The following is a 12,205-nucleotide window of genomic DNA, read 5'->3' on the forward strand; positions in this document are numbered from 1 at the left end:
AATTGGAGATGCACCGTGTTTGACAAGGCCCTTCTTGCCACCACCGCGATTCTGATGCTCGGTACTGCCAGCGTCGCACAAACGGTTGCACCGGCGGCACCCGCCGCACCCGCCGCTGGCGCGGCAACCGCGGCTCCTGCAGCCGCCGCCGCCCCCGCAACTGCTGCTGCCCCTGCGGCGACCGGCGCCGCCGATATCGGCGTCCAGCCGATGACCGACGTCGCAGCGCCGAACTATGTCGCCTGGGCCTGGGATGCGAACAACTACGAGATCGATGCCGCCAAGGTCGCGCTGCGCAAGGCGACGCGCCCGGACGTGAAGACCTACGCCCAGCAAATGCTCGACTCGCACCAGACGATCCTGGCGTCGTTGCAGGCGTCGCTGAAGAACCCGACGCGTGAGTATGTGCCTCCGACGACGCGCCTGTCGCCGGGCAACGTCGCGCTGATCAAGCAGCTCGAGGACGCGCCGGCCGCGAGCTTCGACAACCTGTACCTGACGCAGCAGATCACGGCGCATCAAAAGGCCTGGTCGCTCAATAAGGGCTTCGCCAATGTCGGTCAGGATGAGGCACTCAAGGCCGTCGCGACCGCCAACGTGCCGACGATCGAGCAGCACTTCGCCGAGGCCAAGGGCCTCGCCCCCGCCAGCCTCGCGTCACGCTAAGCTAATAAGCCCCCGGGTTACCGCCCGGGGGCTTTTTGCTTTCAGATCCGCGCCGCCGCGATCATCGCCGGGTTGCCATAACGCGGCCCGGCCGTTGCGCCGACGGGTGAGGCGCGATCCAGTTCGGCAAGGTCGTTTGTGCTCAGCCTGACATCGACCGCCGCGGCGCTGTCCTCCAGCGTCACCCGCCGCTTGCTCCCGGGGATCGGCACGATGTCGTCACCCTGGGCCAGCAGCCACGCCAGCGCGACCTGCGCCGCACTGACGCCGTGGCGCATGGCAACCGCCTTCACCACCTCGACCGCACGCATGTTGGCGTCGTAGTTCTCGCCCTGGTAGCGCGGGTCGCGCTTGCGGTAATCGGTGTCGGGATAGTCCTCCGCCCGCTTCGCCGCCCCGGCCAGGAAACCGCGACCGAGTGGCGAGAACGGCACCAGGCCGACGCCCAGTTCACGGCACGCCGGCAGGATCTCGGTCTCGATCTCGCGTTCCCACAGCGAGTATTCCGACTGGAGCGCGGCGATCGGATGCACCGCCACCGCCCGTCGCAGCGTCCCCGCACCCGCCTCGCTCAGCCCGAGGTGGCGGACCTTGCCCTCGCGCACCAGTTCCGCCATCGCGCCGACCGTCTCCTCGATCGGCACCGCAGGATCGACGCGGTGCTGGTAGAACAGGTCGATCGCGTCGATGTTCAGGCGCTTCAGGCTGGCCTCGCAGACCGCCCGGACATTCTCCGGTCGCGAGTTCGTGCCCGCCGACTTGCCGTCGACGATGCGGAAGCCGAACTTGGTGGCGATGACCAGCCCGTCGCGGCGCCCGGCGATCGCTCGGCCCAGCAATTCCTCGTTGGCGTAGGGCCCGTAGACCTCGGCGGTGTCGAAGAATGTGATGCCGAGGTCGATCGCCCGGTGGACCGTCGCCACCGCCTCGGCTTCGTCGACGGCGCCGTACATCGCGGCACTAGTCCCGGCCATGCCCATGCAGCCCAGCCCGAGCGCCGACACGGCCAGGCCGTCGCCAAGATTGCGCTTCAACATCTTTCGAGTTCCTTTCGCGGCTCCGCGGTTAGCGCTAGAACGCCGGCATGACAAAATCACCTCGCCGTTATTTCGGCACCGATGGTATCCGCGGCCTGACCAACACCGAGCCGATGACCGCGGCGATCGCCATGCGCGTCGGCCAGGCGGCGGGTGCTCACTTCCTCCGGGGCTCGCACAAGCACCGCGTCGTCATCGGCAAGGACACCCGCCTGTCGGGCTACATGATGGAATCGGCGCTGACCGCGGGCTTCACCAGCGTCGGCATGGACGTCGTCCAGCTCGGGCCGATGCCGACACCCGCCGTGGCGATGCTGACCCGCTCGATGCGCGCCGATATCGGGGTGATGGTCTCGGCCAGCCACAACCCGTTCTACGACAACGGTATCAAGCTGTTCGGCCCCGACGGCTACAAGCTGTCCGACGACGACGAGCACGCCATCGAGGCGCTGATCGAGGTCGAGCCCGAACTCGCCAAGCCCGAGCTCATCGGCCGCGCCCGCCGCATCGACGACGCGCAGGGCCGCTACATCCACTTCGCCAAGGCGACCTTCCCTGATCGGTTGCGCCTCGACGGCATGAAGATCGTCATCGATTGCGCGCACGGCGCCGCCTACAAGGTCGCGCCCGAGGCGCTGTGGGAGCTCGGCGCCGACGTCGAGTCGATCGGCGTGTCGCCCAACGGCTTCAACGTCAACGACGGCGTCGGCTCGACCCACCCGGAGCTGTTGCAGGAGCGCGTCGTGGCGTCGGGCGCCGCCATCGGCATCGCGCTCGACGGTGACGCCGACCGGCTGATCGTCGTCGACGAGAAGGGGCGCATCATCGACGGCGACCAGTTGATGGCGCTGATCGCCGGCAGCTGGCAGGCACGGGGGGCGCTCAAGGGCGGCGGGCTGGTGGCGACCGTGATGTCGAACCTCGGGCTGGAGCGCTATCTCGGCGGCATCGGTCTCAGCCTCGAGCGCACCGCGGTCGGCGACCGGCATGTGCTGGAGCGCATGCGCGGCGGCGGCTTCAACATCGGCGGCGAGCAGTCGGGCCACATCATCATGTCGGATTACGCGACCACCGGCGACGGGCTGGTCGCGGCGCTGCAGGTGCTGGCGGTGCTGGTCGAGAGCGGCCGCCCCGCGTCGGAGGTGCTGCACCTGTTCGACCCGCTGCCGCAGCTGCTCAAGAACGTCCGTTTCAAGGGCGGCGCGCCGTTGGAGGTCGCCGCGGTCCAGCAGGTCATCGCGTCCGGCGAGGCGCGCCTCAACGGCACCGGTCGCCTGCTGATCCGCAAGTCCGGCACAGAGCCGCTGATCCGCGTCATGGCGGAGGGCGAGGATCTGGGGCTGGTCACCGAGGTCGTCGACGAAATCTGCGCCGCGGTCGAACGCGCCGCCGCCTGATGCTCGAACTCCGCCCCGACTGCGAGCGCTGCGGCATCGACCTGCCGCCAGAGGCGGTGGCGATGATCTGCAGCTATGAATGCACCTTCTGCGCGGATTGCGGGACGGGAGACTGCCCGAACTGCGGCGGCAACCTCGAGCGGCGCCCGGTCCGCTCGGCTGCGCGGCTGGCCAAGCACCCGGCGGGAACGAAGCGCCGGTTCGTGGCCAAAGGTTGATGCCTGAGGTTTTCCGCGAAGGCGGCTTTGTTTGTCATTTCTACTCCAACGAGGGGACGCCGCGTGAGCCGCCCCATATTCACGTTCAGCGAGGACGAGACGAAGCCAAGTTCTGGCTGCGCCCGTTCGTGACCTTGGGCTATAACGATGGCTTGAAGACCCGTGAGTTGCGTGAAGCTGCGCTCTTGGTAGCCCGCGAGCGCGATCGGATAGAGAGGAAGTGGAATGAGTATTTCACCTGAAAGCGTCCGCTTCGATGAAGATTCGATGTGGGTCGAACTTTCGGACGGACGGATCCTCGGTGTGCCGATCGCTTGGTTTCCTCGCTTGTTGAATGCCACACCCGACCAAAGAGAAGCGTTCGAGCTGAGCCGGCGGGGAATCCATTGGCGGGCGATCGACGAAGATGTTTCCGTCCAGGGTTTGCTTCTTGGGCTGGGCGATCAGACGCGGCGAATGCACGCCGCCGCGTGATCCCGCGCATCCTCATCGTCGCCGGCTCCGACTCCTCTGGTGGCGCTGGCATCCAGGCCGACTTGCGGACCATCCAGGCGCTCGGCGGTTACGGCATGACCGCGATCACCGCGGTCACGGTGCAGAACACGCTGGGCGTCAGCGCGGTGCACGCGATCCCGCCCGAGATCGTCGCGGCGCAGATGCAGGCCTGCCTCGACGACATCGGCGCGGATGCGGTCAAGATCGGCATGCTCGGCGACGCGGCGCTGATCGCGACGGTGGCCGGCGCGCTGCGGGGCCTGAAGCTGCCGATCGTGCTCGACCCGGTGATGGTGGCGAAGGGCGGCGCGGTGCTGCTGGCCGACGAGGCGGTCGCGGCGCTGTTCGCGCTGCTGCCGCTGGCGACGGTGGTGACGCCGAACACGCCCGAGCTTGCCGCGCTGACCGGGATCGAGATCGAGGACGAGGCCGACGTCGTGCTGTCAGCGCAGGAACTGATCGGGCAGGGCGCCCGCGCCGTGCTGGCAAAGGGCGGGCATATGCCGGGCGACGAGATCGCCGACTGGCTGGTGACGCGCGACGGCCAGACCCGCTTTACCTCGCAGCGCATCGAGACGCGGCACACCCACGGTACCGGCTGCACCTTGGCCTCGGCCGTCGCGGTCGGACTGGGGCGCGGGCTGGAGCTGGCGGAGGCGGTGCGGATCGCGCGCGATCACGTCCATGCGGCGATCCTCGCCGCGCCGGGTTTCGGCGCCGGCCACGGTCCGCTGGGCGTGCCATGAGCGGGCCCTGCTACACGCGTGAAGCGGCGTTCCCGGGACGCGTCGCCGGTGTCGACGAAGCCGGGCGCGGGCCCTGGGCCGGCCCGGTGGTCGCCGCCGCGGTCGTCCTCGACGCCGGGTGCATTCCCGACGGGCTCAACGATTCCAAGCAGCTGACCGCTGAACGCCGAGCCGAGCTGTGGCAGGCGATCATCGACTGCGCCGAGGTCGGCGTCGGCATCGCCACGGTCGAGGAAATCGACACGATCAACATCCATTGGGCGACGATGCTGGCGATGGAGCGCGCCGTCGCCGCCCTGCCGAAGGATTGCGCGCACGTGCTGGTCGACGGCAATCGCAAGCCGCGCTGGACGCGCTCGACCCAGACCATCGTCTCGGGCGATGCGCTGTGCGTGTCGATCGCAGCCGCCTCGATCATTGCCAAGGTGACGCGCGACCGCATGATGATCGAGCTGGCGCAGGCCCATGACGGTTATGGCTGGCACACCAACAAGGGCTATGGCACGCCCGAGCATGGCCGGGCGCTGCGCAGCCTCGGCGCGACGCTCCACCACCGCCGCAGCTTCGCGCCGGTCCGCGAGGTGCTGGCGGCGGGCGCCTGAGCGCCGGTCTCGGGTCCGCCACCGTTCTCCCGGCCATGAGTCTTTTGCGCAACACACGCTAGGGGTGGGAGTCCGCGGCGCTCCGGGACTCAACCCCTAGTTGCTCGAGTCGAATTTCAGACTTCGCCGGCAAACCATTGAATCATGACCGTTCGGCTATGCCCTTGACGCCGGAGTCGTCGCTGATTCATGGTTCGCCCGACACCGCTGGGGGCGAACATTCGTGACAATCGAAACCGGCCGGATCATCACCGGTGACTGCATCGCGGCGATGAATGCCCTGCCCGAGAAGTCGGTCGACCTGGTCTTCGCCGATCCGCCCTACAACCTCCAGCTCCAGCACAACCTGCTCCGGCCCGAGGGCGGCAAGGTCGATGCGGTCGACGACGATTGGGACAAGTTCGACAGCTTCGCGACGTACGACGCCTTCACCCGCGCCTGGCTCAAGGCAGCGCGGCGGGTGCTCAAGGACGACGGCACGATCTGGACGATCGGCAGCTATCACAATATCTTCCGCGTCGGCGCGGCGCTGCAGGACCTTGAGTTCTGGATCCTCAACGACATCGTCTGGCGCAAGGCCAACCCGATGCCCAACTTCAAGGGCACGCGCTTCACCAATGCCCACGAGACCTTGATCTGGTGCGCCAAGTCGGAAAACGCGCGCTACCAGTTCAACTATCACGCGATGAAGGCGCTCAACGAAGACCTGCAGATGCGCAGCGACTGGGTCCTGCCGATCTGCACCGGCGGCGAGCGCTTGAAGATCGACGGCGTCAAGGCGCACCCGACGCAAAAGCCGGAGGCGCTGCTGTACCGCGTGCTGCTCGCCTGCACCCAGCCCGGCGACGTGGTCCTCGACCCGTTCTTCGGCACCGGCACGACGGGCGCGGTCGCCAAGTTGCTCGGTCGCCGCTGGATCGGCATCGAGCGCGAGGAAAAATACGTCCGCGTCGCCCAGGCCCGCATCGACTCGCTGCTGCCGCTGTCGGGCGGGGACATGGCGGTCAGCGAAGGCGCGCGCGGACTGCCGCGGGTGGCGTTCGGCGCGCTGGTCGAGGGCGGCATGATCCGGCCGGGCACGATGCTGGTCGATGCGCAACGCCGCCACCGGGCCCGCGTGCGCGCCGATGGCTCGGTCGAGCGGGACGGTACGGCAGGGTCGATCCACCAGATCGGCGCGGCGGCGCAGGGTGCGGCGGCGTGCAACGGCTGGACCTTCTGGCATGTCGAGGAGGGCGAGACGCTGGTCGTGCTCGATGCGAAGCGAGTGGCGTATCGGGCTGCGGCGGCGGTCTGAGGCCGGCCCCCTCCACCACGCCTGAAGAGGCGCGGTCCCCCTCCCCCTGAAGAGGGGGAGGATCTAAGCGGGGCGCGATTTTTCTAAATCCTCCCCCTTGTCAGGGGGAGGGGGACCATGCCTTCGCATGGTGGAGGGGGCAGGCAGGCTCACCCCCTAGCCGCCAGCACAAACCTTACCGGCGCCCGCACCCGATCCGTCCCGCTCTCGATCGACGACGCATTGATGAACAGCGTTTCCCCGATCTGGCGCTGGCCCGCACCGGCATGGACGTGCCCGAAGCAGTGCACGCGTGGCGAGATGCGCGCCAGTTCCGCGGCCAGCGACGGGCAGCCGTGCGACTGGCCGCGGCTCGAACTATCGAGGATCTCGAACGGCGGCGTATGCGTCACCAGCACATCGACGCTGGCCGGCACCCGCGCCCAGGCTTCCACCAGCGCCGGTCGCCGTTTCGCGAACGCATGCGTCGGCAGGTTCGGCACCCAGGGTGCGCCGTAGATCGACAGGCCCCGGAACTCGACCAGATCGTCCTTGAGGAAATGGGCGTTCTGCATCGGTTGCGGCCGCCGCTTGAGCTCGGTCTCGAGAACGCGGTCGTGGTTTCCGCCGGTGTACAGGATCCGCTCGAACTTCTGCCGCCCGAACCACTCGTCCATCGCCGAGACCTGCTGCGAAGGCTCGCCGAACAGGTTGAACATATCGCCGCAGTGGATCAGCAGGTCGCCGCCCGGGAGGTCGATTTCCTCGTGCCGCCAGTGCGTATCGCTGATCACCGTGACGCTGGTTTCCATCCGGCCGCTTGTACCAACATCGTCGGCTGCACCGCAAACCGCCGGGCCTTGCGCCGCCCCGGACTCCGCCGCAGATTACCTGCATGAAGACTCTCGCGCTCGCGCTGCTCCTTGCCGTTCCGGTCGCTGCCCAGACGCCGACGATGGCCCCCGATATCCCGGCGAAGTTCGCGTTCCCGACCGCGGCCTACGATTATGAACGGCGCGAGGTGATGATCCCGATGCGCGACGGGGTGAAGCTGTTCACCGTCATCGTCATGCCCAAGGGCGCCGCGCACGCGCCGATCTTGCTGACCCGGACGCCGTACAACGCGAGCAAGACCACCAGCCGCACCGCCAGCCCGAATATCGAGGGCATCCTGCCGCTGGCCGACGCCGAGTTCGTCGAGGACGGCTATATCCGCGTCTATCAGGACGTCCGCGGCATCCATAAGTCGGAGGGCGACTATGTCATGACGCGGCCCCTGCGCGGGCCGCTTAACCCGACCGCCGTGGACCATGCGACCGACGCCTATGACACGATCGACTGGCTGGTGAAGAACGTGCCGGAGACCAACGGCAAGGTCGGCATCACCGGCTCGTCCTACCCCGGCTTCACCTCGCTGATGGCGCTGATCGATCCGCATCCGGCGCTCAAGGCCGCGGTGCCGCAGAGCCCGATGGTCGACGGCTGGATGGGTGACGACTGGTTCCACAACGGCGCGTTTCGCCAGTCGAACTTCGACTATATCGCCGGCCAGAACGGCGCCAAGGACGACAGCAAGGAGGTCCCCACCGGCGTCGCCGACTCCTATGGCCTGTACCTCGCCAACGGCTCGGCGGGCGATTACGCGCGCAAATACGGCATCGACGCGCTGCCCTTCGCGCGCAAGATCATGGAGCATCCGTCCTACGACGCCTATTGGCAGGGGCAGGCGGTCGACAAGCTGCTCGGTGCCCGGACGCTGAGCGTGCCGACGATGCTGGTCGTCGGGCAATGGGACCAGGAGGACAGCTACGGCGCCCCCGCCGTGTGGCGCGCCCTGCAGGCCAAGGCCGGCGACAAGCTCCACCTGGTGATCGGGCCGTGGCGGCACAGCCAGGTCAATTACGACGCGCGCAACCTGGGGCCGCTCAACTATCCCGAGGACACCGCGCTGGCGTTCCGGCGCAACGTCATGAAGCCGTTCCTCGACCATTATCTGAAGGACGCGGCCCCCGCCGCCGACACGCCGCGCGTGCTGACCTACCAGACCGGCAGCAACGTCTGGCAGCCCTCCGCCAAATGGCCGCTGGCCGACAGGATGACGCCGATCTACCTCGGCTCGGGCGCTTCGCTGAGCTTCACCGCGCCGGCCAAGGCGGGCAGCGACGACTATGTCTCCGACCCCGCCAAGCCGGTGCCGTTCGTGCCGCGCCCCGGCAACATCGCCGACGGGCAGGTATGGAAGCCGTGGCTGGTCAGCGACCAGCGCAACGTCTCGACCCGCACCGACGTGCTGACCTACACGACCCCGCCGTTGACCAAGGCGGTGCACATCGCCGGCGCGCCGATGGTCGACCTGCGCGCGGCGACCAGCGGCACCGACAGCGATTGGGTGGTCAAGCTGATCGATGTCTATCCCGACAACGTGCCCGGCGCTCCGGAGATGAACGGCTACCAACTGGCGATCGGCATGGAGATCTTCCGCGGCCGCTACCGCGACAGCTTCGAGCATCCGACCGCGATCCCGGCGGGCAAGGTGCAGGGCTATAAATTCGCGCTGCCCAACGCCAACCACCGCTTCCTGCCCGGCCACCGTATCATGGTGCAGGTCCAGTCGAGCTGGTTCCCGCTGTACGACCGCAACCCGCAGACCTTCGTGCCCAACATCTTCAACGCCAAGCCCGCGGATTACCGCAAGGCGAAGCAGACGGTGTTCACCGGTGGCAGCCAGGCCAGCGCGATCGAATTGCCGGTGGTCGGCGACTGATCGCCACTCCGACGTAACGAGCGTGGCGGCGCGTGCGTGACCGCGCTACGCAGCGCTATCAATCCTCCTTGGGAGCCTTTCATGCGCCGTTTCACCCTGCTCGCAGCGACCGCTGCGTTCGCCCTGGCCAGCCCTGCGCTGGCCGCCACGGCCAAGCCGCAGCTCGGCACCTTCGGCTTCGACACCACCGGCATGGACAAGACGGTCAAGCCCGGCGACGACTTCTTCGCCTATGCCAACGGCACCTGGGCCAAGAACACCCAGATCCCCGCCGACCGCTCCAGCTATGGCGGCTTCGCGGTTCTCGACGACCTGTCGCGCGAGCGTACCCGCGAGATCATCGAGGCGGCGGCCAAGTCCGGTGCCGCCGGCAACGCCGATGCCCAGCGCGTCGGCACCTATTACTCGACCTACATGGACGACGCCGGCATCGAGGCGAAGGGCATCGGCGCGATCAAGCCGTCGCTCGACCGCATCGCCGCCATCGCGACGCCCGCCGACCTGGCGCGCGCGCTCGGCGCCGACCAGCGCATCGCCATCCCCGGCCCGTTCAACGTCGGCGTCGAGCAGGACCCCAAGTCGCCCGACCGCTACATGGTCGGCATGAACCAGTCCGGCCTCGGCATGCCCGACCGCGACTATTTCCTGGTCGACACGCCCAAGTTCGCCGACACCCGCGCCAAGTATATCAAGCACATCGCCGCGATGTTCACCCTGGCCGGAATGCCCAACGCCGAGGCCCGGGCGCGCGCCGTCTTCGACCTCGAGAAGGACATGGCGCAGGTCCAGTGGTCGCAGGTGCAGAACCGCGACCCGGTGAAGACCTACAACCCGCTGACCCCGGCGGTGCTGGCGACGACCGCGCCCGGCCTCGACTGGGCGACCTTCCTGACCGCCGCCGGCGTCGGCAGCGAAAAGACCATCGACGTCGCGCAGCCGACCGCCTTCACCGGCATGGCCAAGCTGGTTTCCGACCGGCCGCTGGCGGTATGGAAGGACTATCTGGTCCTGCGCACCCTGAAGGCGCGCTCAGCCGTGCTGCCGGTGGCGTTCCAGACCGAGAACTTCGTCTTCACCGGCACCGTGCTGTCGGGCCAGCCGCAGATCCAGCCGCGCTGGAAGCGTGGGGTCAACGCCGTCAACGCCTCGATGGGCGAAGCCGTCGGCCAGCTGTACGTCGCGAAGTATTTCAGCCCCGACGCCAAGGCCAAGATCGACGCGCTGGTCCATAACCTGCTCGCCTCGATGGGCCAGCGCATCGACCAGGTCGACTGGATGTCGCCCGCCACCAAGACCCAGGCGCGCGCCAAGCTGGCGACCTTCGACCCCAAGATCGGCTATCCCTCCAAGTGGCGCGATTACAGCAAGCTGCAGGTCGTCGCCGGTGACGCGGTGGGCAATGCCGACCGGGCCGCAGCGTTCGAATACGACCGCGACCTCGCCAAGCTGGGCGGTCCGATCGACCGCACCGAATGGGGCATGACGCCGATGACGGTGAACGCCTATTACAACCCGCCGATGAACGAGATCGTCTTCCCTGCGGCCATCCTGCAGGCGCCGTTCTTCGATCCCGCCGCCGACCCGGCGGTCAACTACGGCGCCATCGGCGTCGTCATCGGGCACGAGATCAGCCACGGCTTCGACGACCAGGGTCGCCAGTACGATGCCAAGGGGGCGCTGCGCGACTGGTGGACTCCCGCCGACGCCACCGCCTTCACCGCCCGCGCCAACAAGCTGATCGCCCAGTACGACGCCTATGAGCCGCTGCCCGGCACCCATATCCAGGGTGCGCTGACGCTCGGCGAGAACATCGCCGACCTCGCCGGGCTGCGCATCGCCTATGAGGCCTACAAGCTGTCGCTGGGCGGCAAGCCGGCGCCGGTGATCGACGGGCTGACCGGCGACCAGCGCTTCTTCTTCGGCTATGCGCAGGTCTGGCGGGACAAGCTGCGGGACGAGTCGCTGCTGTCGCGGCTGACCTCCGACCCGCACTCGCCGGCGCCGCAGCGCGTCTATGAAGTGCGCAACTTCACGCCGTGGTACGACGCCTTCAAGGTCAAGCCCGGCGAGAAGCTGTACCTCGCTCCGGCCGACCGGGTGCGGATCTGGTAGCAGCGCTGCCTGTCGGGGGGAGGGTGCCGCCCGGCGTCATGGGCATCCTCAACCTGACTCCGGACAGCTTTTCCGACGGCGGCCGCCATGCCGACCCGGACACCGCCTTCGCCGCCGCCCGCGCCATGATCGACGCGGGCGCGGCGCTGGTCGATATCGGCGGCGAGTCCACCCGCCCGCGCGCGCCGCTGATCCCGGAGGCGGAGGAACTGGCGCGCGTCGGCCCGCTGCTCGACCGGCTGCGCGGCAGCGGCATCCCGTTCAGCATCGACACCCGCAAGGCCGCCGTCATGGCGAGGGCGCTCGATGCCGGCGCGGTGCTGGTCAACGACGTCTCGGCGCTGACCTTCGATCCCGGCGCGCTGGCGCTCGTCGCCCGGCGCGATTGCCCGGTGGTGCTGATGCATGCGCAGGGCACCCCCCAGACGATGCAGGACGCGCCGCGCTATGACGACGTGCTGGCCGAGGTGCACGACTGGCTGGCGGCGCGGATCGAGGCGTGCGTTGCCGCCGGGGTGGCGCGCGAGCGGATCACGGTCGATCCCGGCATCGGCTTCGGCAAGACGTTGGAGCATAATCTGACGCTGTTGCGCGGCCTGGCGCGGCTTGGCGATCTCGGCTGCCCGGTCCTGCTCGGCGTCAGTCGCAAGAAGATGATCGGCACCCTGACCGGTGCGGCGCTGCCCGACCGCCTGCCCGGCAGCCTCGCACTGGCGCTGCACGGCGCGGGGCAGGGCGTCTCGATGGTCCGCGTCCACGACGTGCCGGAGACGGTGCAGGCGCTGCGGATGTGGGCCGCCCTCACCCCCTAGATCCTCCTGAGAAGGAAGCGGTTTCAGCGAGCCAAGTCAGCGGCACCGCGCCACGCTGGCGTATCCCGTTGCGCCGCCTT

13 protein-coding genes are annotated in these 12,205 nt (G+C 68.3%); 11 read left to right on the forward strand and 2 right to left on the reverse strand.

Annotated features, from left to right (window positions below; genetic code table 11):
- Positions 1 to 15 precede the first annotated feature (15 nt).
- On the forward strand, positions 16 to 666 hold the full coding sequence (locus ACOFKW_RS11955; RefSeq protein WP_419814378.1) for a DUF4142 domain-containing protein: 651 nt from the start codon (positions 16 to 18) through the stop codon (positions 664 to 666).
- Between the two features lie 41 nt (positions 667 to 707).
- Here the strand turns inward: ACOFKW_RS11955 and ACOFKW_RS11960 are convergent, their stop codons facing one another.
- Positions 708 to 1,703, reverse strand: coding sequence for an aldo/keto reductase (locus ACOFKW_RS11960; protein WP_419814379.1), 996 nt, complete (start codon positions 1,701 to 1,703; stop codon positions 708 to 710).
- A gap of 47 nt (positions 1,704 to 1,750) precedes the next feature.
- Here ACOFKW_RS11960 and glmM point away from each other — a divergent pair, with 47 nt between their 5' ends.
- The 7 genes from glmM (at position 1,751) to ACOFKW_RS11995 (ending at position 6,458) form a co-directional block, all read left to right on the forward strand.
- Positions 1,751 to 3,100, forward strand: a complete 1,350-nt coding sequence (gene glmM, locus ACOFKW_RS11965) for a phosphoglucosamine mutase (protein WP_419814380.1) — start codon at positions 1,751 to 1,753, stop codon at positions 3,098 to 3,100.
- Entirely contained in the window at positions 3,100 to 3,318 is a 219-nt protein-coding gene (locus ACOFKW_RS11970; RefSeq protein ID WP_419814381.1) for a DUF1272 domain-containing protein, read from the forward strand. Before glmM ends, ACOFKW_RS11970 begins: the two co-directional genes overlap by 1 nt.
- Positions 3,318 to 3,560 carry a DUF4160 domain-containing protein gene (locus ACOFKW_RS11975; protein ID WP_419814382.1) on the forward strand — a complete coding sequence of 81 codons (243 nt, stop codon included), beginning with the start codon at positions 3,318 to 3,320 and terminating at the stop codon, positions 3,558 to 3,560. The genes ACOFKW_RS11970 and ACOFKW_RS11975 overlap by 1 nt, the downstream gene beginning before the upstream one ends.
- Positions 3,544 to 3,792 (forward strand): DUF2442 domain-containing protein, encoded by a 249-nt coding sequence (locus ACOFKW_RS11980; RefSeq protein WP_419814383.1) that lies wholly within the window; start codon positions 3,544 to 3,546, stop codon positions 3,790 to 3,792. Before ACOFKW_RS11975 ends, ACOFKW_RS11980 begins: the two co-directional genes overlap by 17 nt.
- A complete protein-coding gene (gene thiD / locus ACOFKW_RS11985) occupies positions 3,789 to 4,559 on the forward strand; it encodes a bifunctional hydroxymethylpyrimidine kinase/phosphomethylpyrimidine kinase (RefSeq protein ID WP_419814384.1) in 771 nt (256 codons plus the stop codon). The genes ACOFKW_RS11980 and thiD overlap by 4 nt, the downstream gene beginning before the upstream one ends.
- Entirely contained in the window at positions 4,556 to 5,161 is a 606-nt protein-coding gene (locus ACOFKW_RS11990; protein ID WP_419814385.1) for a ribonuclease HII, read from the forward strand. The genes thiD and ACOFKW_RS11990 overlap by 4 nt, the downstream gene beginning before the upstream one ends.
- A gap of 271 nt (positions 5,162 to 5,432) precedes the next feature.
- Complete coding sequence (locus ACOFKW_RS11995; protein WP_419816931.1) at positions 5,433 to 6,458, forward strand: site-specific DNA-methyltransferase; 1,026 nt, start codon at positions 5,433 to 5,435, stop codon at positions 6,456 to 6,458.
- Between the two features lie 149 nt (positions 6,459 to 6,607).
- On the opposite strand, the gene ACOFKW_RS12000 is transcribed toward ACOFKW_RS11995, so the two are convergent.
- Positions 6,608 to 7,249, reverse strand: a complete 642-nt coding sequence (locus ACOFKW_RS12000) for a metallophosphatase domain-containing protein (RefSeq protein ID WP_419814386.1) — start codon at positions 7,247 to 7,249, stop codon at positions 6,608 to 6,610.
- 83 nt (positions 7,250 to 7,332) lie between these two features.
- Between ACOFKW_RS12000 and ACOFKW_RS12005 the strand changes: the two genes are divergently transcribed.
- The 3 genes from ACOFKW_RS12005 (at position 7,333) to folP (ending at position 12,125) form a co-directional block, all read left to right on the forward strand.
- Positions 7,333 to 9,201, forward strand: a complete 1,869-nt coding sequence (locus tag ACOFKW_RS12005; RefSeq protein WP_419814387.1) for a CocE/NonD family hydrolase — start codon at positions 7,333 to 7,335, stop codon at positions 9,199 to 9,201.
- An 81-nt stretch (positions 9,202 to 9,282) separates the two neighbouring features.
- Entirely contained in the window at positions 9,283 to 11,313 is a 2,031-nt protein-coding gene (locus ACOFKW_RS12010; protein ID WP_419814388.1) for a M13 family metallopeptidase, read from the forward strand.
- A gap of 23 nt (positions 11,314 to 11,336) precedes the next feature.
- A complete protein-coding gene (gene folP / locus ACOFKW_RS12015) occupies positions 11,337 to 12,125 on the forward strand; it encodes a dihydropteroate synthase (protein ID WP_419814389.1) in 789 nt (262 codons plus the stop codon).
- Positions 12,126 to 12,205: the final 80 nt, after the last annotated feature.

Origin of the sequence: Glacieibacterium sp. (assembly GCF_965200405.1) — a bacterium.
Classification (GTDB): domain Bacteria; phylum Pseudomonadota; class Alphaproteobacteria; order Sphingomonadales; family Sphingomonadaceae; genus Glacieibacterium.